Source organism: Leptotrichia sp. oral taxon 215 str. W9775, assembly GCF_000469505.1.
In the GTDB taxonomy this organism is placed as follows: Bacteria; Fusobacteriota; Fusobacteriia; order Fusobacteriales; family Leptotrichiaceae; genus Leptotrichia_A.
This window is the reverse complement of sequence record NZ_KI272826.1, coordinates 1-23,639: the sequence shown is the minus strand read 5'-3', so window position 1 is coordinate 23,639 and position 23,639 is coordinate 1. Positions and strand designations below refer to the sequence as shown.

Genomic DNA, 23,639 nt, shown 5'->3' with positions numbered 1-23,639 from the left:
GAAAATTTTCTTTAATTTTACGGTTTTACCTAATTCCTCAACAACCACTCCAGAGCATTTACAACCTTTATTCCGTCATAGTCGGTATTCACCATTACATCATCTAAAGTTATAAGATACTTCGGATAGTTATCCTTAATATTTTTAAAGGCATCCAGTTCCCTTTTTAAAGTATTTTCATCTAAGACAGTCAAAGCGACCTGATAATATTCAATTTCATTTGAATTAATAACAACAAAATCAATTTCATTTTTATCAAACTGCCCAACATATACATTGCCTTTTCTTCTGAGCAGTTCAAGATAAATTACATTTTCCAGTATATGTCCCATATCTATATTTCTGTTACCTAAAATCATCTGTCTAAGCCCTAAATCTGCAACATAATATTTTGATAATGTAGATAGGAATTCTTTCCCTTTTATATTATATCTGCTAACTTCATGCACAAGTAAACTGTCAGTAAGTCCTCTAATATATTTTTCAATGGTTTTTACATCTGTTTTTCTTCCCATTGAAGTTAGGGTATTCCCTATTTTTGAAAGCGAAGTCAAATTGCCAATATTATCAAATATATACTTCACGACACTTTCAAGTCTCATCACATCTGAAATTTTCAATCTTGCAACTATATCTTTTAAAAGCACAGAGTTATATATCCCACTTAAATATTCATGTATATTTTTCAAATCACTGTCCAACTGTAAAGTATAAGGAAACGAACTGTTTACTATATATTCATTATAATATTGTATAAGTGTTTTTGATATCCTATTTTCCTTTTGCTCCAGTTTTTCATACTCTAATTTAGCCTGATAATACTCCTTAAATGATAAAGGCAGCATTTTCAGTTCTATATAACGCCCACTTAAAAGGGTTGCCAGCTCGCCAGACATAAAATAGGCATTGGAGCCTGTTATATACAGGTCTGTATTTTCTTTTATAAAAAGGCTGTCTACAACTTTTTCAAATTTATCCACATGCTGAATTTCATCTAAAAATATATAATTCCTTTTATCTTTAATCATTTTAGATTTTATATATTCGTAAAGTTTTTTATAATCTGTAAGTTCTTCATAATCCATATCTTCAAAATTTATAGATATAATCTGATTTTTTGCAACTCCATTTTCAAGCAGAAAATCTTTATATATCTCAAAGAGAGTGGATTTTCCACATCTTCTTACACCAGATACGACCTTTATTATCTGCCTGTCTTTTGATTTTACTAAAAAATCTAAATATTCTTTTCGATCTATTCTTATCATTTTAACACCTCATTTCCTTTTAAATTATACCCCTTTTTTATTCAAAAATCAAATTTTACGGAATATAATCCTGTTTTTTTTGTAAATTTTATATTTTCAGGAATATATTCCTATAATTTTAATTTTTTAAACTTTTTAAGGAATATAGTCTGTAATTTAAAAAATTATAAACGAGGTCTTACCGTCTCTTATTTCTTCACAACCTTAATTATACAGATAGGATTTTCTCCATACATCATAGTATATGGTCCTACTTTTTTTGCCCTGCCGACAGTAACCGTAACAACTTCTATATCCTCAAAGCCTTTTTCCTTCAAAATTTCCAGAGATTTAGCCTGTGTTTCAAGTGTAATGCAGTTAATAACAAGTATAGCTTCATCTTTTGCATGATTTAAAAAGTGATTTATAATTTCCTCTATCCCTCCAGTTGACCCGCCGATAAACATTCTGTCATAAGGAATATCCGGAATGGCGTCAGGTGCCTTTCCATGAATTAACTCAAAGTTAGTAAGATTAAACTTTTCTGCATTCAGTTTTATTGTATTTAATCCCTTTCCTTCCTTTTCTATTGCATAAACTTTTCCCTGTGGCATATAAGTTGCAGCTTCTATTCCTATCGTTCCTGTTCCCGCCCCCACATCAATCAGGACAGAATCAGGCTTCAACATGAGTTTCGCAATAGAAACCGCCCTTATTTCCTGCTTTGTCATCGGTAATTCTATCTGTGTAAATTCCTTATCATATATGTGCATAATTTTCGCCTTTCTTTAAAACAAGTACATTCATATCAAATTTCCTGTTTAATCTTTCATAATCTTCTATTTCGAGTATAGTTATCTTTTCATCATCATAGGATAAATTTTCTCCGACTATTACTGTTACACCCCGTATTCCGTTATTATATAATTTTTTTGTTATCTCATAAGGATTCCGGATATCATCTGTAAGCAGTACCAATCCTTCAAAATCCCTATCATCTATATTTTTAATATAATCAAATTCCCTGCCATGCACACTTGCCAGCCTGAAATTCTGCCAGTTTTCTCCCAGTCTGGAAAACAGGTACTGGTAGGATGATATATTAGGAATAATATTCAGAATGTCCTTAGATAAATTTTTTGACAGATAAGGCACTAAACTGTAATATCCTGTATCCCCCGACACAATAACCGTTATTTTCTTTCCAATATTTTCCTTTAAATAAGTTACAAGTTCTCCCAGTTTACCTAATATATATATTTCCTGTTTTTCTGAAATGACACTTTTCAGATCTGAAAGCTGCCTTGCACTTCCAACTAAAATTTCAGCTTCCTTTATACAATCAATTCCAGCAGAAGAAATATATTTTATATTCCCTGGACCCAAGCCTACTACATTTATTTTCATGATTCACCTGTTTTTCTTTATTTTTTGTTATTTCTACTTTCTTTTAAAATTATCAAAAAAATGCCTGCTATTGCCAAGAACTTCCTTTTCAGCAGAAATGATAAGTGTCTCAACTTCCAGCTCCCAACCGTTTCTCCTGCAGTATTCCTCGCATTTCTGTTTCGCTTTTTCAGCCAGCAGACTGTAAACTTCCGTCTTTTCAATATATTTTGTAGCTTCCTCAGTCGTATTTGAAGACATTATTTTCTTCATGTTTTCTGTACTTTCCCCTACAAGCAGTGCATTTGCCGTAAGTATTTCCATTTTTGCATCGGAAACCCTGCTGTGTGTATGAAATATCCCTCCTGCAACTTTTACAAACTTTCCCAGTTCCCCAATAAAATAGATTTTCTTTGCTTCAAATTCACACGCCCTGTCAAACATGTAACCAACAAAATTACTTATTACAATTGCCTGCGATGTATTGTCATCGAAATTGTCGCTGAGATACTGCTTCCCTCTGTTTCCAAAAAGAAATATCGCTTCACTGTTTCCAGCGTTTTCAAGTGCCATTTTAAGCTCTATTGCAAGGGAAGCCTTCCACGATTCTTCCGACATGGGCTTCACTATTCCAGTTGTTCCCAGTATTGATATCCCACCAATAATTCCCAGTTTTGCATTTAACGTCTTTTTTGCAGTTTCTTCCCCCTTAGGCACAGATATTTCCACATCTGCCCCCAATCCTTCAGGTAGCATCTCTTCCACTGTTTCCCTTATCATTTTTAAAGGAACAGGATTTATCGCTGAATTTCCTGGTGCGACAGGAAGCCCTTTTTTAGTAACTTTTCCCACTCCTGTTCCACCAAAAATATTTATTTTTGAATCATTCCGTAAGCTCACCTTTGAATAAATTTCCAGCCCATGGGTAACATCAGGATCATCCCCTCCGTCTTTTATAACAGACGCCAGCACGCTATTTTCCTTTTTTTCCAATGAATTTACATTAATTGTAAGGGAATCTCCTGAGGGAAGTTTAATTGTCACTTCAGGTATATCGTGTTTACTGTCATCTAGAAGATACATCAGTGCCGCCTTTGTGGCCGCCGTTGCTGAACTTCCGGTAGTATAGCCATATCTTAGCTTTTTGCCACGAAAATAGAGGTATTCATCCATTTAATTTCATCCTTCCCTTTCTATCCCGTTTCTAATATCTGTCCCTTTCAAACATCTGATACAATATTCCGTGCAGAACTGCTACAGCCACTGTACTTCCCCCTTTTGTTCCATTCGTTCTTATAAAGGGAACATCATAGTCTGAAAGTGCCGCCTTTGATTCAGGACATCCGACAAATCCCACAGGAACTCCTGCAATCAGTTGAGGTTTTTCCACACCTTCCTTGCTTATTTCTTCAAGAAGTTTAAACAGTGCTGTCGGTGCATTTCCTATCAGAAATATTTTCGTATCCTTGTCTTTTACAGCTTTCTCTATTCCAACCATTGATCTTGTAATTCCTCTTTCCTTGGCTTCTTTAGCCACTTCCTCATCATTTACAAGACAATATGCTGAACACCCGAATTTTGCAAGCCCCATTTTATTAAGTCCTGTTACAATCATATTTGTATCACAGTATATTTTACATCCTGATTCTATCGCCTTCATGGCACAATTTACCGCATCATTATGAAATTCCGTAATATCAGCATATCCAAAATCCCCTGTTGTATGTACAAGCCTTTTTACAATAGGTTTTTCATTTTCAGCAAAATGATCTGCCCTGTTTCCCAGTCCTTCTGTTATTATTTCAAAACTTCTTACTTCTATACCCTTAGGATCCTTAATGTATGACATAATTTCTTATATTCCTCCTGTTATTTATATTTAAGAAAATTTATTATAATATAGAAAATGATATTTATGAATTTATTCAAAATTTTACAATGATAAAACAGGAAATGAATATTAGAAAAAATCATTGTCTGAACCTTTAGGCGAGTTTATGATTTTTCTTAATAAATGACTGTTTTAAATAAGTAAAATTTTGTAAAGTGAATAAATATCGTTTTTTATTTTCTTAATAAGTTTTTGTTACAATTCCTCTATTAAATATTTGAAGAATTCTATATTTGAATAGAAAGAAATATGTGGATAGCCTGCCAGCAGGCTTTTTTTCCTATATCCACAAGTCCAGTTTCTTCCATCATTTTTTTCTATTTTGTAAAATTTATCTTTTTCATTATCTTCAGAAACTTCCGAATAATGAAATTCATGCCCCTTCGTGTAAATTCCATTTTCAGTTTCTATATTTATATATCCGAATCTTCCAATGTTAAGCCTGTTTCTCATTGAAATTTCCACATCTATCAGACCACAAAAATCTCCACTGTTTCCGTCAAGTAAATTCAGCCTGTCTGCCAGATAAATAAATCCTCCACATTCTGCATAAATTTTTATTCCCTGTTCGTAAGCCTGTCTTATACTTTCCTTCATGGAAACATTTTCAGTAAGCTCTTTCCAGTAAAGTTCAGGATAACCTCCCCCAAGATAAATCATATCAAGGTTTTCCGGTATTTTTTTATCTTTTACAGGGCTAAATTCCACTATTTCCAATCCTGAAAACTTCATCAGTTCCAGATTAGACTCATAATAAAATGAAAATGCCCCATCCTTAGCAATTCCTACTCGTTTCCCCTTATATTTATCCTTTAAATCCTTTATTGGCTCAAAGCTGGCCATACTGTCTTTAATTTCAAATTCTTCAGCTATTTCATATATTCTTTCTAAATCCAGACATTTTTCCGCAATTTCCTTAAAAAGCTGTTTTTTTTCTTCGAGTTCTTTTGAGCCTTTCAGTTCAAAAGCCTGCTTCAATCCCAGATGCCTGCTTTCCACAGAAAGCTTTTCATTTCTAGGCAAATATCCTACACATTCAATTCCTGTGTATTTTTCTACCGCTTCCTTCAAGTTTAAATACAATTTTTCAGAAGAAACATTATTTAAAATAACTCCCTTTATTTTAACATTTTTATCAAATAATTTAAATCCAAGAATTTCTGCCGCAATACTTGTAGAAATCCCTTTTGCATTAACTACAAGAATTATTGGAATATCAAGAATTCTTGACAGATGTGCAGTACTGAAATTATCCTTTTCATGGCCAATTCCGTCGTAAAGTCCCATAACCCCCTCAGTTATTGCTATGCTTTTGCCTTCTGAGCCCATATCAAATATATGTTTCAACGTTTTCTCATCAAACATGAAGGCATCCAGATTATGAGATTTATTTCCTGTAAAAAGTTCATGATATCCAGGATCTATATAGTCAGGCCCCACTTTAAAGGGGGCCACATTTGGAAATGCTGACATCAGTATACTACTTACTGTAGTTTTTCCGCTGCCGCTCATTGTTCCTGATATGAGTATTTTTTTCATAACAAGTTTTTTTCCTCCAGAAATTTATAATATTCGTTTTCGTCAAGATTTCTATACTTGAGGTAACTTTTTATTTTCAGTATATTTGGAATATTTAAATTTAATTTTTTTAAAAATTCAAAATCCTCAAAAACTTCGTCCCTATTTCCTTGCCTGACAATTTTTCCTTTATCAAGGACATAGATATAATCAGCAAATTCATAGGCAAAATCCGTATCATGTGTTGATACTACCATTGTTTTCCCTGCTTTAGAAAAATTATCCAGAATTTCCGATACTCTTTTTGTATTTTTAGAATCAAGCCATGCAGTAGGCTCATCAAGAATAAGAAGTTCCGGTTCCATTGCTGTAATTGCAGCTATCGAAACTCTTTTTTTCTGCCCATAGCTCAAATGATGGCAAGGTCTGTCCTTCAAATCTTCTATATTTATTTCCTTCATTGCCCTGTTTACCTTTTCTTCCACCTTCTCTGGAGAATAACCAAGATTTTCAGGCCCATACGCCACTTCCTGAAAAACTAAAGGGGCAAATATCTGTATTTCAGGATCCTGAAAAATTATCCCTACTTTCCTTCTTAGTTCTTCCAGATTTTTTTTCCTGTATTTTATCTTTTCACCTTCAAAATACACATTTCCTTCCTGTGCCTTTAAAAGTCCGTTCATTATTAAAAATAATGTTGATTTTCCTGAGCCATTTTCCCCAAGAAATAATGTTTTCTTACCTTTTTCTATATTCAAAGTAACATCCTTCAGGGCTTCTGTTTCTTCATCATATGAAAAAGTTATATTTTCAAGTCTAAGCATTATATTTTACCACCAGATATAAGTTTATTGCAAATATTATTAATACAAAAATTATTTCAAATCCAATTTTTTTATATTTTCGGCGGGAAAAGATAAATTCCTTTCCCATTCTTGATTCTACAGCCTTTATAGAATTCATGTTATAGTAATATGTTTTTTTCAATATGGCAACTACAAGCATTGGAAATGACTTCATGCCATTTTTAAAATTGCTGTATCCAAGCCTTACTTCCTGTGCATTCTGTAGTTTTTCCTTATTGTCAAATAATAGAAATATATATCTGTAAATCAATAAAAACATTTCCCTGAATATTTTTGGGAATCTCAGTTTTTCAAATATATAGTCCAAATCTATGACAGGTGTAGAACAGATTAGAAAATACACTACTGCTATTGAAGAAAATGAACGTAACAGAAACGTCCATATGTCTGCCTTTATCAGCAGCAGTGAAACTACAGTTGTTAAAATAAATAAAGCCGGAATAAAATTCAGCTTTAACAAATCACCTATTTTCACCTTCACAGCAAACAGGAGAAGTAAATTAAACAGTATTAAATTAAAAATAAATACTGTTTTACTTCCAGTATAAAGTAAAAATATTAAAGTTGTCATTGATAATATAAATTTTATTCCGGGGTTTATATCTTTTAAGGGATTTGTGTAGGATATTTTATCTATCAGCATTTTTTCTTTCACCTTTGAAATAACCTAACACATATCCTATGACTCCTGCACCTATTGCCGCCTGCAGTGCAAACAGCAGACTTTCAGTTTCACTTCCAGGCAGTTCTATTAAACTGTTAGCCCATGGCTCATAATCAGGTTTTATTGTTTTTATTACTTCTTCCCCTTCACCGTCAGATCCACCAAATTCAGATTTTATAAAAAGTAAAGGAGCAACTCCTATTAAAAATATTACAAGCATTAAAATAAGATTCTTTTTAAATACACTTTTCTTTTTGTTTTCCGACATTATGCTTCCACCCCTTTTACGTTATATTTTTCAAGTATGTTCATTACTACATTTGTGAGAAGTCCTTCAATCACTGCAAGAGGAATCTGAGTTACTGCAAACACTGTTCCAAATTTAATAAATGAAGCGATTACTCCGCCTTCAGGTGACGGATATGCAAATGCCAGCTGAAAAGATGTAACTACATATGTGGCAAGATCTCCTATTGCCGCGGCAAGGAATATTGCAGCTCCCCTATTCTTTTTAGCAAGTGCCTTATAAATTAAATATGATACAACAGGTCCTGCTACCGCCATTGAAAATGCATTTGCTCCAAGAGTTGTAAACCCTCCATGTGCAAGCAGTCCCGCCTGAAATATTAATACAATTGTCCCTAGAATTGATGTCACAAAAGGTCCGTACAGTATAGCTGAAAGCCCTACTCCCGTTGGATGTGATGAACTTCCTGTAACTGACGGAATTTTCAATGCTGACAGTACAAATATAAATGCTCCTGCCAATGCAAGTGTCATTTTATCCTGTACACTTCCTTTAGAAACAGCCTGAAGTTTCTTTATTCCTATAATCCAGAATGGAATACACACAGCAAACCATACCAGAACCCAGTTTAAAGGTAAAAAACCTTCCATAATGTGCATTGAATAACCATTTACTCCTACTAACAGCAGCCCTGTCAAGACTAAAACTGATAACGTTTTCTTTTTCATTTTTTCTCCTCCCATGATGTATTTGATTATTAGATGAGCTTAAAAAAAAATCAGCCAAAGCCGAAGTCAATACACGTCAAAATCAATAATATTATCTTATATTACAAAATAATATTATTTCACGAAATAAATCACTGCTGATTTATTTTTATTGATGCATATTAAATCTTCCCTTCCCAGAAAATCTCATATAAAAATTATTAGGCAATTCTCCTGACTAACTTCATCCTACTCGTACCCTTCCCAAAACATACACAATGTTTCAGTGGTTTTTTGTACTTTCGTCTGTTTCACAGTAGTGGGGGCTGTACCGGATTTTAACCGATTTCCTTATTAAGTTTTAAAAACACCTATAATTTCATTAATCGTATAATACTTTTTTAAATTTGTCAAGAGTAATATTTTTTTTAATATACAAGTATTCAAGCCAGTAAAATACCAGTAAAAATAAATTAAAAATAAATTTGTAACTTGTTTTAAATCTATCTAATTTTTATTTTTATATACTTTTTCCAGTTTATCCATGAACATATCCTGAATAAACTCATACTCACCCATTCCCTTTAATAATGCTGTCACTTCATAACCTTCATTTTTAAGCATTGTTTTCCACGAGTCTTCCTCATCTGAAGCCATGTCATTTTTAGCGTGATCGCCTGCCACTATCATAAAAGGTTTTAATAATATTTTTTTATAATTTCCTGTTTTCAGCTTTTCAATAATGTCTTCAATAGTCACTTCACCTTCAACTGTCGCCACAAAAATGTTATTTTTCCCAGCTTTTATATATTCCTCCTGCAATTTCTGATATGTACTGTCTGCGGCACTTTCTGTTCCATGTCCCATAAATACGATTGCGTCGTTTCCTTCTAAATTGTTGAATTCCTCATTATTTACAATCTTCAGATAATCTTCTTCTGCCTTTAAAAGAGGTTCTGTTACTTTCCCATAGCTGTCATCCAGTTTGGAATATTCAATTCCTCCAAGAATATGCAGAGACATTGTTATTATCTCATTATATCCCTTGTTTTTCAAAGCTTCCAGACCTTCCTTCTGATCATATATATGAATTCCTTCCCTTTTTTCTATTATCCTTCTTATAATCCCTGAAGTGTAGGCTCTTTCAACCTTTTCCTGTCCATATTTTTCCTTTACTTTATTTTCTATCACATCAAGACATTTTTCCCTCGTATCCCTATGTGAAGTCCCAAAACTCGTTACAAGAATCGCTTTTCCCATATTTTCTCCTGCACAAATTACCATGCAGCCTCCTTCCAGATATTATTTTAATTTTATTATATTTTATTTTCAAAACATATACAAGTACTATTTATTTTATAAAAATCTATATAAATAAAAAACTATATTTATGAATTATTTAGAATTTTACAATACAAAACAGAAAATGAATTTAGAAAAAATCAATGTCTGAGCCTTTGGCGAGTTTTTGATTTTTTCTTAATGAATGACTGTTTTAGATAAGTAAAATTATAATAAATGAAATAAATATAGTTTTTTCATCTCCTATATATTGATTTTTAAAAATTATCCCTCATCAAGATATCGTGCCACATCCTTTGCAAAATACGTTATTACTGCATTTGCTCCTGCCCTTTTAAAAGCATACATCTGTTCCATGACTATACTTTTTTCATCTATCCAGCCATTAATTGCCGCAGCCTTTATCATGGAATATTCTCCTGAAACACTGTAGGCTATAACAGGAACTCCAAAATTTTCCTTAATTTTATAAAGTATATCCAGATAAGCCATTGCAGGCTTTATTATTACCATGTCAGCCCCCTGCATGAGATCAGCTTCCACTTCACTCAGTGCATCTCCTGAATATCTGAAATCCATCTGATAGGACTTTCTGTCTCCAAATTTTGGTGCTGAACCTGCCGCTTCCCTGAAAGGCCCATAAAATGAAGATGAATATTTTACAGAATAACACATAATCGGAATATTATTAAATCCATTTTCTGAAAGAACTTCCGATATTTTTCTCACTCTTCCGTCCATCATATCTGAAGGTGCAACTATATCCACACCTGCCTTTGCATAGGACAATGCTATTTTTGACAGCACTTCCAGAGTTTCATCATTTTTCACATTTCCTTTTTCATCAAGTATTCCGCAATGGCCATGACTTGTATATTCACAGCAGCATACATCACCAATTACTAAAAATTCAGGATATTTCTTTTTTATATATCTTATTGCATTCTGAATAACCCCATTTTCATTATATCCTTCCGTAGCACACTCATCCTTATGTAAAGGTACCCCAAATAATAATATGGAGCTTATTCCGAGTTTTTTCAGTTCTTCCAGCTCTTCATCAATTCTGTCAATGGAATATCTGAAAATTCCGGGCATCGAATTAATTTCTCTTTTTATATTTTCCCCTTCTTCAATAAAAATAGGATATATCAAATCTCCTTTTTCAAGATAAATATTTTTGACTAAATTTCTTATTGCACTGCTATTTCTCAATTTTCTATGTCTTTTATACATTATTCAACCTCTTTTTCTGTTTTTGAAATTTCATCTATAAGCTCCTGTACTTTTCCCTTTAAAGCCTTTGATCTTCTGCAGCTTTTTCCGTAAGAACCTATTCCTATCTGAAATTCATCGTTTTTCACAACTGCCGTAAACATGGCATTCATTTCAGTTTTTGAAGAAACATTGTTTACAAGTATATTTTCACACATGCACGCATGCGATATCCTGTCGTTTAATTCAGTATCATCTGTAGCCGCCACCACAAGAAAATATTTTTTTACAAGTTCCTTTATTTCTCCCTCATCGTGTGATACATTTTTATTTACTACTTTTATATTTTCATCTGCCAGTATTGTTTCTTCTGTAACTTTTTCAGAATACACAGTAACATTTCCCCCATATTCCCTTAAAGTCTGTGCTTTCCTTCCACCTATTTTTCCCCCGCCAATAATTAATACTTCTTTATTCTCAATATTTACAAATAATGGAAAAAACATAATCCTCTCCTTCTCCTAATTTTTTATTTTTATATATTATTTCAATATTATTCCTGCAAACAGAACTAATATTGCAGTAAGTTCAAGGGATGCTCCCATTGTATCCCCGGTTATTCCACCTATTTTTCTTTTTACATTTTCCATGAAAAAAAGTATGAAAAGTATCGCCAATGCTAAAACAATCAGCCCCTTCAATCTCAATATTCCAAAGGATAGTACCGCTGTTATAGCGATAGAAACAGCCGCATCCTTTTTCCCATTTTTCTCAATTATCCCGTTACTCATACCCTTCTTTCTGGCGTATTCCCCCAGCCCTGCATTTATTGATGTGGCCATTCTTGAAATTACAGGATAAAGAAGAATGTATTCCGGGTTCACTGCCGCAAGAAACACGGCCTTTACCAGAAAATACAGTATAAGTGCCACCGTTCCATTTGTCCCTATTCTCGAATCCTTCATAATTTCCAGCATTCTTTCCTTATCTGCATAGCTGAAAAGCCCGTCGGCAGTATCTGCCAGACCATCAATATGTATAAGGCCTGTTATCAATATTTCTGCCATTATTATAATTACTGCAGTAATCTGCCTGTTATCTATAACTTTTCCGGCAAGAAAGTTTACTGCAAACAGAAAAAGCCCTATTATCAATCCTGCCAGAGGGAAAAACTTTACTGCTCTCCCGAGTTTTTCCTCATCATATTCAACTTTTACAGGAACAGGAATCCTTGTCATAAACTGTAATAAAATTATAAATCCTTTTATCATTTTACTTTCCTTCTAACTTATTCTTTCTATATTATAAAAACATATCAGTTAAATATCAACTTTTTTTACTTTTTATAAGGTCTTCCTTCAATTTTTTCAAATTTTCTGAAAGCTTTACCCTGTTTCTTTTTTCTTTTTCACTGTATATTTTTTGAAGGTATAGCAAATTATCCTTATAGTACTTTTTAGCTTCCTCCAATCCTAATAATCGGCAGTTTTCCTCAATTTTTTCTCCATTTTTTATGTAGTCAACTGTAAGTTTTTTTACATTTTTTCCTTCCGGTGTTTCTTTTTCAAGCATTATAACATCCGTAAAGTCATTATTTTCATAAATTCTGTACAGTTCCTTGCTTCCAGGCAACGAAGTTTTCTGCTCTTCATCAGAAATTTTCATTACATCAGTTTCATCAATTTTAGACATTTTATACACTGTGCTTATTTCCTTTTCAGGCAGTGCAATGGCATCTCCTACACCAAACACATCAACTTCTGCTCCATTTTCTATAAGTTCTTTTATTCTTTGTTCGTCAAGCCCTCCTGTGAGAATTATTTTTGCCTTGAAAAATCCATTTTCATTTAAAATTTTCCTGCATTTTTTTGATAATTCTTCCAGATTTCCTGAATCTATCCTGATTCCATACATTCCTTCGTATCCGTCATTTATTCCATTATCCCTGAATGCCCTTATTGCGGCTGTTATACCACTTTTCATTGTGTCATATGTGTCAACTAGCATTACTAAAGGATATTTTTTATGGCTGTATGTTTTTATAAACTGGTCAAATGCCCTGTATTCTGAATCTTTATCCATACCAAAACTTTGAATAAATCCATGTGTCATAGTTCCGGTGCTTTTTAAATTATAGAAATATTCCCCCATAATATTTGAATGGGATATGCATCCTGTCACGTAACAGGCCTTTGTCATAGACATTGCAGCTTCAAAGCCCGGTACTCTCCTTGTTCCGAAAAACAGTACATCCCTGCCACCTGCCGCCTGTACAATTTTTGATGTTACCGTTGCTGTAAGAATCTGATAGTTTAGTATATTCAGAATTGGCGTTTCCAGAATTTTCCCCTGAATTAGGGGTGCTGTAATTGTAAGAATTGGTTCATTTGAAAAAATAATTTCCCCTTCCTTTACTCCCCTGATTGAACCTGTAAACTTCATATTAGCCATATATTCTATAAAATCTTCATTATCTGATAATTCTGACAAATATTTTTTTCTATCTTTGTAGGATGTTTCATTCAGTATTTCTATGAGTTCCAGCACATCAGATATTCCATAAACTATGGCACAGTCATTTTCATTTTTGGTACGTAAAAATACATCAAAAACAGCAGTCTGATTATGCATATTGTTTTTCAGGTATATTTCACTTTCAGCATACTGATATCTGTCTGAATTTAGAAATTTAAAAAATCTGTCCATAAGTAACCTCATTCTGTATTTTATATTATCCTGTATTCACTTACATTTTCTGTTACAATACTTTATTTTTCACATCTTCTATCAGTTCATTAATTTCATTGTAAACTTTTCCGTAATTTACATAAGGTCTTTTCACTACAAGGACTGTTGTACCGTACTCTCTGCAGGCTTCAATTTTTTCAATTTCTCCCCCTGTTGCTCCACTTTCCTTTGTTATAAGATAATCTATTTTATAGGACTCGAGCATTGCCTTGTTAAGCACTTTACTTACAGGCCCCTGCAACGCTATTATTTTTGAGGGGAGATATCCCAGATCTTCTGCCTTTTTTACAGAATCCACCGTAGGAAGTATTCTTACATATAGATTATTTTTTTCTCCCATTGGCTTTATTTCTTCCAGATTGTTTGAACCTAGGGTACTCAGTATATTTTTACCTTCCATTTCTTTTACAAATGCAGTAACATCACCGACAGATCCAAATTTTTTCACATTTTCACTGCCATAATCAAGCATTTTCCTTTCAAATCTTATGTATCCCACATTCATTTCATCTGTCACTTTTATTACAGAATTGCTCACATTTACAGCATAAGGATGACTGGCATCCACAATAAGACTTATATTTTCCTTCAGGATAAGCTCCTTCATCTGTCCTTCATTAAGTCTTTCAGACATTACCTTCAGTTCCCTTTTGTCATTTCTATTTTTTTCAATATATTCTTCAAGAAGTTTTCCACCATATTCTGTTGCTGTACTGACAAGTATGCTTATGTCAGTTTCTTCTGCTAGTTTTTCAAATATTTCCCTTGAATCCTTTGTTCCTCCGACTATCCATATCATTTATCCATTTCCTCCTGAAATTTTCCATCTTTATAACTGAAAACCTTATAATCTCCGTTACCCATAAGAGTTCTTTCATCAATATCAAATATACTGTCATTTGCCACATAATTCATAAACATCTCAAATACTGTTCCGTGAGTTACTACAAGTATATTTCCTGATTCATGGCTATCAAGTATTTTATTTATCCCTTTTAAAAATCTCTCCAGAGCATCCTCCAGCTTTTCAGCCTCCACATTTTCAGCCTTATAATTTTTCACATTATAGAAATAATTGTTCCCTTCTTCAGGATATTTCAGGAAAACTTCCTCATAAGTCAATCCCTGCCACACTCCAAAATAAACTTCATTTAATTCGGCAAGCTTTTGCAGTTCCCGTTTTTTATTCTTATATCCTCTGTTTTCATTTAAAATTATTTCGGCAGATGCTACAGTTCTTCCCAGTTCACTTGTATAAACCTCATCAAATAAAACATTCTCCAGCTTTTTCCCTGTTTTCCTTAATTTCTCCATTCCCTTTTCCGTTAATGGTGTATTCAGCTGTCCCTGAAACCTTTTAATTACATTCCATTCTGTTTCCCCGTGTCTTACAATGTATAATTTCAGTACTTTATCATTTTTATTATTACAATTCCCATTCATTTTTTTACTTCCCTTTCTTTCTACACTTCAGGATATTTTCTAACTGTACGGGTTATATTACATGCAGCTTCTATTACAGGAAACATCATTACAGCTCCTGTTCCTTCCCCCAGTTTCATATTCATAGCAAGAAATGGCTCCATTCCCAGTTCCTTTATAATGTACTTCATTCCAGGCTCTTCACTCATATGTGAAGGAATCATATAGTCTTTCACATTTCTACATAGCCTGTATGCACATAATGCCGCCACTGATGAAATAAATCCGTCTATTACAACTGGAATACTGTTTTTTGCACATCCAAGGTATACCCCTGCCATTCCTGCAATATCAAGTCCTCCAACCTTTGACAGTACATCAGCCGCATCAGAAACATCTATTTTTTCTTTACCATTATTCACATCAATCGCTTTCCTTATAACATTTTTTTTATGCTCAAGAGTTCTGTCATCTATTCCGCTCCCGTATCCTGTAATATCATCCAGCGGCAGATCAGTAAGAACCTTCAGTACCGCACTGCTTGTAGTGGTATTTCCTATTCCCATTTCTCCTGTGGCAAAAAGATTATATCCCTTTTCAGCAAAAATATCGGCTATTTCTATTCCTGTTTCAATAGCCTTTACAGCTGTATCATAAGCCATTGCTGGTCCTTCGGCTATATTATGAGTTCCTGTCTCCATAAGTTTCCTTTTTATAATTCCTTCGAGACTTATTTTCCCTTCCGGGTCAGCAGTTTCATCTATTCCAAGGTCAACTACCTCAATATCTGCTCCAAATGTCTTTCCAAGGGCATTTATGGAGGATTTCCCCTGCAGCATGGCTTCTACCACATATTGGGTAATAATTCTCTTTGATTTACTGACTTTTTCCCTTTCCACTCCATTATCTGCAGCCATTACAACGACTATTTTCTTTTCAGGCCTGTAATCCTTCTTTATTCCTTCAAGCTGTATTGCCAGATTTTCAAGCTTTCCAAGGCCTTTCGGTGTCTTCAGGAGAGAATTCAGTTCCCTTTCCTTTTCTGCCATTCTTTCCCTGCTGGCAGGCACTATATTTTTTATTGTTTCATCCAGAATTTTTGAATAACGCAAAGAAATCCCTTCTTCCTTTAATACTCTATTTAATTTATATTGTAACTAAATATGAGAGCAATTTCAAGCTCTCATACCATTATATTTATTCTATTTTTCTATTCGGAAATATTTACAGTCCCTGCTCCTTCTATTAACCATTTTCCTTTAACATTCACTACTTTTACAGGTAGTTCTATTTCTGTTTTTTCATCCTTCAGAGTAACAATTCCTGTTTTCTGATTGTATGATTTCACTACAAAAACCGAATTTTCATCTAAATAAAATATTCTTGCACCAAATATTGGAGTATAGTCTACTGAATATTTTCTGGAAAATTCCTGGTCTGCTTTACTTACTTTTTTCCCAGATAAAATCTGCTCCGATATTTCTATAGCTCTTTCCTGATTTTTATATGCTTTTTTAAAATTATTGGTAAGTGGCTGTGCTTCAAACCATTTACTGTCATCTATTTGATTTCGTAAATTACTGTAATAAATATTAATAAAATTTAAAGCTGTTGCCTCAGCTGTTTTTTCTGATATTTTCCCTGTTGCAACTGATGCTTTTCCTGCTGCCTTATTTACATATCCGGCTGATGTTGTTGCTGACATTCCTAAAACTGATACTGCTAGTATTGCTGTTACTAAAAGTACTTTTCTCATCTGTTATTCCTTCTTCCTTTTTTATTTTGTGTATACATTATATACCATTTTAAAATGAAAATAAACTGAAAATTCTCATATATTTTATTTTTCCGAAGCAGTTTTATCAAGAATTGCCCGAAGAAGTCCGTTTTCAGTATACTCTTCTGCTTCTATTTCCACTTTCAGTCCATATTTTTCTATAGTTTTTGTTGTTACAGGACCTATTGATGCAAGTATTTTTTTGCTTAGCATTTCCTTCATTTCATCGTTTTCACTTAAGTGAATGCTGTCAGCAAAAGATTCAAAAGTTGATGAACTCAGAAACATCAGTATATCACTTTCCTTTACATATTTTTTTGCCTTTTCACTGTCAATTTTCAGTTTATGCGTATTATACACCACAAGTTTGTCATAATTTCTTTTATATAATTCCGTATATTTTTCTTCATTTACAGGAGACAGGTTAGATACTATAAACAATATATTCTCTCCTTCTTCTGTAAAGTTTACACTTTCAGCGGCAAGTTTTTCCACTGTATATTCTTTTGGATAGAAATCCGGAATTATCCTGTATTTTTTCATTTCCTCATCTGTTTTTTTCCCTACAACACCTATTTTTAAGTGTCCCAGCACCCTCATATCCTTTATTTTCCTCATAAATCCGATTACTGAATTTAGGCTGTTAAACAGAAGTGTGCTGTATTTTGAAAGATCCGGCATTTCAAAATCAAGATATTCTATATTTATAAAAGGAATATTTATGGCCTGACCTCCAAACTCAATTATTTTACTTGTAATTTCCTCCTGTTTATCCCTATTTCTCGTAACCAGTATATTTTTACCAAATAACGGCATATTTTCAAACCATTTCATTTTTTCCCTTAAATTTACCACTTCACCAATTATTATTATAACCGGCGCTTTAACATTATTTTCTCTTACAATCCCTGCTATTGTTCCCAATGTTCCCGTGTATGTTTCCTGTTTTGCAGTTGTTCCATTTTTTATAACTGCCACCGGAGTTTCATGCATTTTTCCATGTTTTATAAGATTTTCCGTGATTTTTTCAAGATTTCCAAGTCCCATTAGAAAAACCAGAGTTCCTTCCAGTTTTGCAACAGTTTCGTAGTCATGCTCAATTCCATCTTTTTTCATATGCCCTGTAAATACATGAAAGGAAGTGTTTATCCCCCTGTGTGTTACAGGTATTCCAGCATAGGCAGGAACAGCAATTGCCGAACTTATTCCGGGAATTACTTCAAAATCTATATTTTCTGCTATAAGGGCTTCTATTTCTTCCCCACCACGCCCAAATACAAAGGGATCTCCACCTTTAAGCCTTAATACAGTCAGTCCTTCCCTGCTTTTTTCCACTATTATTTCATTTATCTTTTTCTGAAGTTCTCCACCTTCTACATTTTCCTTTCCCATGTAAATAAGCTCCGCATCAGGTTTCATATATTGCAGTATGCTTTCATTTACAAGCCTGTCGTAAATTATGCATTCAGCCTTTTCCATTACACTTTTAAGCTTCACTGTTATAAGCCCTTCATTTCCACATCCTGCTCCTGCAATGTAAACTTTTCCTCTATTATTCATTTCTTATCTCCCCGGCTAATTTTTCTGCAAGTTCCCCTGCCTTATTTTTGTCACCTTCCACCTTCTTAAATATTCTTTTCCCGTCCTTACTGTACATGCCCTTCAGTTTCAATGTACTTCCTTCAATGGCAGAAGAACATCCTATCGGTGTGTGGCATCCTCCATTGAATATTCTGGAAAATTCCCTTTCAACCTGACACATGAGGGTAACTTCGCTGTCATTTATTATTTCAAGCAGAGCCCTTATCCTTTCATCATTTTCCCTGCACTGTATACACAGTATTCCCTGACCAGGTGCAGGCATAAATGTATCAATATCAAAATATTCTGTTATTCTGTCTTCAAGTTTTGCCCTTTTCATCCCTGCGGCCGCAAGAACTATTGCATCATACTCTCCGTCATCAAGTTTTTTCAGTCTCGTATGAATATTTCCACGGATAGGTTTTACCTGGACATCCTTTCTTAAATTCAGTATTTCCTTTTCCCTTCTTGCACTTCCAGTTCCAACCACGGAATTTTCAGGCAATTCACTTAACTTTAACCCGTTTCTTGAAATAAGCACATCCCTGTTATCTTCCCTCAAAGGAAAACATGCATTTAAAAGGCCTTCAGGAGTACGAAGTGGCATATCCTTTAAGGAGTGTACCGCCAGATCCACCTTCCCTTCGATCATTTCCTTTTCTATTTCCTTTACAAAAAGTTCCTTCTGTACCGCCTTTTTCATTTCAGAAAAGTTTTTCAGATTTTTATCTCCTGTTGTGGTTATAACTTCAAGACTTACATTTAACGGTAAATCCCTGTCAAATCCTTTTATCCCTTTAAAATCATCTCTTTTTCTTAATTCTTCATATTTTTCAGTCAGCATTTTCTGTACTTTTTCTGCCTGTACGAGGGCCAGAATGCTCCCTCTTGTTCCAATTACTATTTCATTTGTTTTCATCTATCTTCATCCAATTCCTTCAGTAATTTTTCTGTATAACAGTTATTACGGATTTTTATCTGTTCCAGGTCTTCCCTTCCGAAATAACTGATGCTTTAAGCATTATACCATATTTATTTAAGATTTTTACTTTATTCCTTTATTTTTTTATCTGATAGGTATATAATAAAATTGTATGGAGAATATCTGTTACAATTAATTTTTACACACAGGAGGTAATTTTATGAAATTAGTACTTGTAAGACATGGAGAAAGCGAATGGAATCTTCAGAACAGATTTACCGGATGGGTTGATGTCGACCTGACTGAAAAAGGGATAAATGAAGCAAAAGCCGCAGGAAAATCTTTGAAGGAACTCGGATATGTTTTTGATGTTGCCTTTACATCCTTTCAGAAGAGGGCCATCAAAACCTTGAACTACATACTTGAAGAAATTGACCAGCTATATATCCCTGTTTATAAGACTTGGAGACTTAACGAAAGACATTACGGGGCACTGCAGGGGCTGAACAAGGCTGAAACTGCAAAAAAATATGGGGATGAACAGGTTCACATATGGAGAAGAAGTTTTGATGTGGCTCCTCCACAGATAAGCACCGATGACAAGGAAAACTATCCACTATTCCAGGAAAGATATAAAGATATCCCTGCTGATGAATGTCCTAGAGGGGAAAGCCTGAAAGATACAATTCACAGAGTACTGCCATATTGGGATTCACATATCTCAAAGGAAATAGAAAAAGGGAAAAATGTAATTGTAGCCGCTCACGGAAACAGTCTAAGGGCTTTAATCCAGTATCTGCTGAAAATTGACAATAAAAAAATACTGGAGTTAAATCTTCCTACAGGAAAGCCTTTAATTTTTGAAATTAATGAAAAGCTTGAAATAGTTTCTGCACCTGAATTATTTTAAAATCAGGAAACTATCTAAAAATAATGAAAATATGGATACAATATATCCTTTCGTTTACTAAATTTTTACTCGTATAAAACATAAATTATGGGAGTTGTCCCACAAGGCAGGAATTTTCACTATTTATAGACATTTCATATCTTAACAGATACGAAAGAATTTTTTTAAAATTTGTTATTTATGTCAGTGAATTTGTTCCTGCACATGAGACAACTTCTTCACTTATGTTATAAGGCTTTGCAAAGTTTTTTTTCACAATTTGTTAACATTCATTAATTAAATATTAACTAATAACATCATTTTTAAAATAAAAAACTCTTTTTCTATTCTAAACTTTCAAATTACCTATAATATTTTTCAATATACAATGATTTTCTTTAATTTATCAATAATAAAAAAATACTCCATTTAAATCAAAAATAACAAAGTATTTTAATTTTTCTAAAGTTACACAACCATATTAAAAAACATTTGTAATATCAAACGCTATTTTTCTTAATTATCTTGATTACTAGGTTAAAGAAAGTTTATAAGTATAAAATTCAAACATCAAAAATTTTGTGCAAAGAATAACTTAAGAATTTTCTTGTATTTTTGTTACTTATTTGATACAATGTACAATAAAACGAAAAATAATTGAGAATAAGGAGATATAATGAGTAGAAAGAAGAAAGAAGAAAGAAAAACACAAAAGGGAAAATTTAAAAATAAATTATGTTTTCTGGCAGCTGCAGTAGCTGCAGGAACAATAACGACAGAAGATAAGAAACTGTATGGAGGAAATGTTTGTACAGTTAGAGTTACCGGGGTAACTACAGGAAATCCTACAACTCTAGGAAGTGCACCAGGTACTGATGCAATAGCCTGTGGTGATGCTGCCATTGCAAATGGTATGAGTGCTATCGCAACAGGTAAAGGTTCTTTTACAGGTTATAACAAAGCTGTAGCAATAGGAGAAAATGCTACAGCTCTCAGAGAGTCTGATGTTGCCATCGGAGCAGGGGCAGGTTTATACAATCAAGGACTAAATGCCAAAACACTACCTAATACTGCTAGTAAAACAAGAGGTTATAATGTAATTATTGGTGCAAATGCCATGGTTGGAGATGATAATAATACCTCAGTTCATACATCTCAAGGAATAGCAATAGGAGGAAGTGGAACAACAAGAGATGCAGGTGCTCGTAAATACGGTGACAGTGGAGGAGCCTGGGCAAAAGGGGATCAATCTATAGCAATAGGGGGAGATACTATAGCTGAAGGACATTCATCCATAGCAATAGGGGGAGATGATCTTCAAAAAGCTGCTGCTAAATCAGTAACGTATACATTAGGTTCAGGTTCGAAAACCGCTAGCCTTTCAACAGCAATGAGTGATCTGGCTGGAGTGGCACCTGGGGATATTACAAGTTTTAATGCAACAAAATCAGGAAGTGGTGCAGTAGCCCTTGGTGTTAAATCAATATCAGGGGATTTATCACTTGCTATCGGTACTATGTCCAAGGCTAACAAAGTAAATGCAACAGCTGTAGGGACAGGTGCAGTAGCTGATCTTGACAACTCTGTTGCTATTGGAGGAGGGGCAACTACAGCTAATGCTACAGGTACACAGGAAACTTCCGTAACAATAAACGGAGTTACATATAACAATTTCGCCGGTGGAAGCGGTACAAAAGTTGGAGATGTTGTTTCAATAGGTAAAAATGGTACATTTAACCGTCAAATTAAAAATGTTGCGGCAGGTAACATCAGTGCAACATCTACTGATGCGATAAACGGATCGCAGTTATATTCAGTAGCTCAAACTTTACAGGACAGATTTAAATACGTATCAATAAATTCTACAGAAACAGGAAACGCAGATAATAAAGGAGCTTTAGCTACAAACTCAATAGCTATAGGACCAAACGCTAGTGCAACTGTTACATCAGAAAATGCTGTTGTTGTAGGTAATGGGGCAAAAACTACGGAACAGGTTATGAATTCAGGTGCACCTACCCAATGGACAAAAACTGGTAAAAACAGTGTTGTAATCGGTAATAAGGCAAGTACTAATTCAGAAGGTTCAGTAGCAATAGGACACGAAGCTAAAGTTGATAATACTACAAACAATTCCGGTTCAACAATTGGCCGTTATAAAAATGATGATAACAGTACATACATGGGTACTAGCCTTGCACAAAACAATATCTATGCTGATCCAAGTTATGTCGGAACACAAGGTATTGCAATAGGGGCAAATTCATACTCTGATTATCAGGGAATGAGTATGGGGGTAGGAGCCCGTTCTAAAAACCTGAGTCTTGCTTTAGGTTACTTTTCTAATGCTGAAGGAACTTCATCTATCGCAACAGGTGTAGGAGCATACGCAAAAGGAGATAACTCTATAAGTAGTGGTAGACAATCTTCCACAATATCAACAGGATCAGTTGCTTTAGGGGTTGCAGCAAGAGGTGGTTCTACAGCTGATGGTGGATTAGGAGGAAGTATCGCAGTCGGAGCCGCTTCTGACGCTACTCACGAACAGGCTATCGCAATCGGGGGTATTACAAATGCCAACACAGCTACATTGGAACAAGGAAGAGGAGACAATACTCAGGCAACAGCGGCTAGAGCTACAGCAATAGGTGCAAACGCAAAAGCACAGGCTGAAAGTTCTATCGCATTTGGTACAAAAGCAAGTGTAGGTTCAGCAGGAACTAATGCAGTTGCTATAGGTAAAGATTCAAGTGCAACTGTAGCAAACGGAGTTGCTCTTGGAAGTGAATCTAAAGCAACTACAGCTGCAGGTGTAACAGGATTTGATATGGCTGATGGCCGTTCAAATGTTTACTCAGGACTTGCAGGAACTGCTAAAACTGCTAATATGGCAGCAGTATCTGTTGGAGACGGTGCAAATAAAACTCGTCAAATTACAGGAGTTGCTGCAGGTAAGGAAGATACTGATGCAGTAAACGTAGCTCAGTTAAAGTCTACAAACCTTAAAATAGCAGGAAATACTACTTCTGGAGGAGCAGATGTACGTCTTCATGACCAGACACTTACTGTAAAAGGGGATGGAACATACTTAACATCAACTGCTGCAGGAAACACAATTACAATGGAACTTAAGCAAGATGTTAAGGATAAAATAGATAATGCGGCAACAAAAAAATTAGATAATCTGGATCCTGCCGGAGTACAGAAAATTAAAGATACTACAGCTTGGAATGTTGTTGCTAATAGTGGAACTGCTG

The 23,639-nt window shown here is 34.2% G+C and carries 23 protein-coding genes and 1 riboswitch; of the genes, 2 read left to right on the top strand and 21 right to left on the bottom strand.

Annotated elements, in window-relative coordinates:
- Nucleotides 1-29: 29 nt before the first annotated feature.
- From HMPREF1984_RS01125 to hemC, 21 genes are all read right to left on the bottom strand, one after another.
- Nucleotides 30-1,268: an ATP-binding protein gene (locus tag HMPREF1984_RS01125; RefSeq protein WP_021766024.1), complete on the bottom strand. Its 1,239-nt coding sequence runs from the start codon at nt 1,266-1,268 to the stop codon at nt 30-32.
- A gap of 188 nt (nt 1,269-1,456) precedes the next feature.
- On the bottom strand, nt 1,457-2,020 hold the full coding sequence (gene cbiT, locus HMPREF1984_RS01120; protein WP_021766023.1) for a precorrin-6Y C5,15-methyltransferase (decarboxylating) subunit CbiT: 564 nt from the start codon (nt 2,018-2,020) through the stop codon (nt 1,457-1,459).
- Complete coding sequence (gene cbiE / locus HMPREF1984_RS01115) at nt 2,007-2,654, bottom strand: precorrin-6y C5,15-methyltransferase (decarboxylating) subunit CbiE (RefSeq protein WP_021766022.1); 648 nt, start codon at nt 2,652-2,654, stop codon at nt 2,007-2,009. Before cbiE ends, cbiT begins: the two co-directional genes overlap by 14 nt.
- A 33-nt stretch (nt 2,655-2,687) precedes the next feature.
- Nucleotides 2,688-3,806 carry a cobalt-precorrin-5B (C(1))-methyltransferase CbiD gene (cbiD, locus tag HMPREF1984_RS01110; protein WP_021766021.1) on the bottom strand — a complete coding sequence of 373 codons (1,119 nt, stop codon included), beginning with the start codon at nt 3,804-3,806 and terminating at the stop codon, nt 2,688-2,690.
- A 31-nt stretch (nt 3,807-3,837) separates the two neighbouring features.
- A complete protein-coding gene (locus HMPREF1984_RS01105) occupies nt 3,838-4,482 on the bottom strand; it encodes a precorrin-8X methylmutase (RefSeq protein WP_021766020.1) in 645 nt (214 codons plus the stop codon).
- A gap of 237 nt (nt 4,483-4,719) precedes the next feature.
- Entirely contained in the window at nt 4,720-6,063 is a 1,344-nt protein-coding gene (locus HMPREF1984_RS01100) for a cobyrinate a,c-diamide synthase (protein WP_021766019.1), read from the bottom strand.
- The gene (locus HMPREF1984_RS01095; RefSeq protein WP_021766018.1) at nt 6,060-6,866 is read right to left on the bottom strand and encodes an energy-coupling factor ABC transporter ATP-binding protein; all 807 of its coding nucleotides are present in this window, start codon (nt 6,864-6,866) and stop codon (nt 6,060-6,062) included. The genes HMPREF1984_RS01100 and HMPREF1984_RS01095 overlap by 4 nt, the downstream gene beginning before the upstream one ends.
- The gene (locus HMPREF1984_RS01090) at nt 6,859-7,551 is read right to left on the bottom strand and encodes a CbiQ family ECF transporter T component (protein WP_036099331.1); all 693 of its coding nucleotides are present in this window, start codon (nt 7,549-7,551) and stop codon (nt 6,859-6,861) included. Before HMPREF1984_RS01090 ends, HMPREF1984_RS01095 begins: the two co-directional genes overlap by 8 nt.
- Nucleotides 7,538-7,840: an energy-coupling factor ABC transporter substrate-binding protein gene (locus HMPREF1984_RS01085; protein ID WP_021766016.1), complete on the bottom strand. Its 303-nt coding sequence runs from the start codon at nt 7,838-7,840 to the stop codon at nt 7,538-7,540. Before HMPREF1984_RS01085 ends, HMPREF1984_RS01090 begins: the two co-directional genes overlap by 14 nt.
- Nucleotides 7,840-8,547: an energy-coupling factor ABC transporter permease gene (locus HMPREF1984_RS01080; protein ID WP_036099330.1), complete on the bottom strand. Its 708-nt coding sequence runs from the start codon at nt 8,545-8,547 to the stop codon at nt 7,840-7,842. Before HMPREF1984_RS01080 ends, HMPREF1984_RS01085 begins: the two co-directional genes overlap by 1 nt.
- A 185-nt stretch (nt 8,548-8,732) precedes the next feature.
- Nucleotides 8,733-8,916: riboswitch (cobalamin riboswitch) on the bottom strand.
- 117 nt (nt 8,917-9,033) lie between these two features.
- Nucleotides 9,034-9,810 carry a sirohydrochlorin cobaltochelatase gene (locus HMPREF1984_RS01075; protein ID WP_021766014.1) on the bottom strand — a complete coding sequence of 259 codons (777 nt, stop codon included), beginning with the start codon at nt 9,808-9,810 and terminating at the stop codon, nt 9,034-9,036.
- Nucleotides 9,811-10,092: 282 nt separating this feature from the next.
- Entirely contained in the window at nt 10,093-11,064 is a 972-nt protein-coding gene (gene hemB / locus HMPREF1984_RS01070; protein ID WP_021766013.1) for a porphobilinogen synthase, read from the bottom strand.
- On the bottom strand, nt 11,064-11,549 hold the full coding sequence (locus tag HMPREF1984_RS01065; protein WP_021766012.1) for a bifunctional precorrin-2 dehydrogenase/sirohydrochlorin ferrochelatase: 486 nt from the start codon (nt 11,547-11,549) through the stop codon (nt 11,064-11,066). Before HMPREF1984_RS01065 ends, hemB begins: the two co-directional genes overlap by 1 nt.
- Before the next feature lie 36 nt (nt 11,550-11,585).
- Nucleotides 11,586-12,314: an adenosylcobinamide-GDP ribazoletransferase gene (cobS, locus tag HMPREF1984_RS01060; protein WP_021766011.1), complete on the bottom strand. Its 729-nt coding sequence runs from the start codon at nt 12,312-12,314 to the stop codon at nt 11,586-11,588.
- Between the two features lie 55 nt (nt 12,315-12,369).
- Nucleotides 12,370-13,749 carry a nicotinate phosphoribosyltransferase gene (pncB, locus tag HMPREF1984_RS01055; RefSeq protein ID WP_084408378.1) on the bottom strand — a complete coding sequence of 460 codons (1,380 nt, stop codon included), beginning with the start codon at nt 13,747-13,749 and terminating at the stop codon, nt 12,370-12,372.
- 52 nt (nt 13,750-13,801) lie between these two features.
- Nucleotides 13,802-14,590: a precorrin-6A reductase gene (cobK, locus tag HMPREF1984_RS01050; protein WP_021766009.1), complete on the bottom strand. Its 789-nt coding sequence runs from the start codon at nt 14,588-14,590 to the stop codon at nt 13,802-13,804.
- Nucleotides 14,587-15,234, bottom strand: coding sequence for a histidine phosphatase family protein (locus tag HMPREF1984_RS01045; protein WP_021766008.1), 648 nt, complete (start codon nt 15,232-15,234; stop codon nt 14,587-14,589). The genes cobK and HMPREF1984_RS01045 overlap by 4 nt, the downstream gene beginning before the upstream one ends.
- A gap of 20 nt (nt 15,235-15,254) precedes the next feature.
- Nucleotides 15,255-16,325: a nicotinate-nucleotide--dimethylbenzimidazole phosphoribosyltransferase gene (cobT, locus tag HMPREF1984_RS01040; protein WP_036099327.1), complete on the bottom strand. Its 1,071-nt coding sequence runs from the start codon at nt 16,323-16,325 to the stop codon at nt 15,255-15,257.
- A gap of 98 nt (nt 16,326-16,423) precedes the next feature.
- Nucleotides 16,424-16,969: a hypothetical protein gene (locus HMPREF1984_RS01035; protein ID WP_021766006.1), complete on the bottom strand. Its 546-nt coding sequence runs from the start codon at nt 16,967-16,969 to the stop codon at nt 16,424-16,426.
- 84 nt (nt 16,970-17,053) lie between these two features.
- Complete coding sequence (gene cobA / locus HMPREF1984_RS01030) at nt 17,054-18,550, bottom strand: uroporphyrinogen-III C-methyltransferase (protein WP_021766005.1); 1,497 nt, start codon at nt 18,548-18,550, stop codon at nt 17,054-17,056.
- On the bottom strand, nt 18,543-19,490 hold the full coding sequence (gene hemC / locus HMPREF1984_RS01025; protein ID WP_021766004.1) for a hydroxymethylbilane synthase: 948 nt from the start codon (nt 19,488-19,490) through the stop codon (nt 18,543-18,545). The genes cobA and hemC overlap by 8 nt, the downstream gene beginning before the upstream one ends.
- Nucleotides 19,491-19,713: 223 nt before the next feature.
- Between hemC and gpmA the strand changes: the two genes are divergently transcribed.
- Complete coding sequence (gene gpmA, locus HMPREF1984_RS01020; protein ID WP_021766003.1) at nt 19,714-20,403, top strand: 2,3-diphosphoglycerate-dependent phosphoglycerate mutase; 690 nt, start codon at nt 19,714-19,716, stop codon at nt 20,401-20,403.
- Nucleotides 20,404-21,058: 655 nt separating this feature from the next.
- Nucleotides 21,059-23,639 (top strand): Hep/Hag repeat protein (locus HMPREF1984_RS01015; protein ID WP_021766002.1); only part of this gene is annotated, 2,581 nt, incomplete at its 3' end.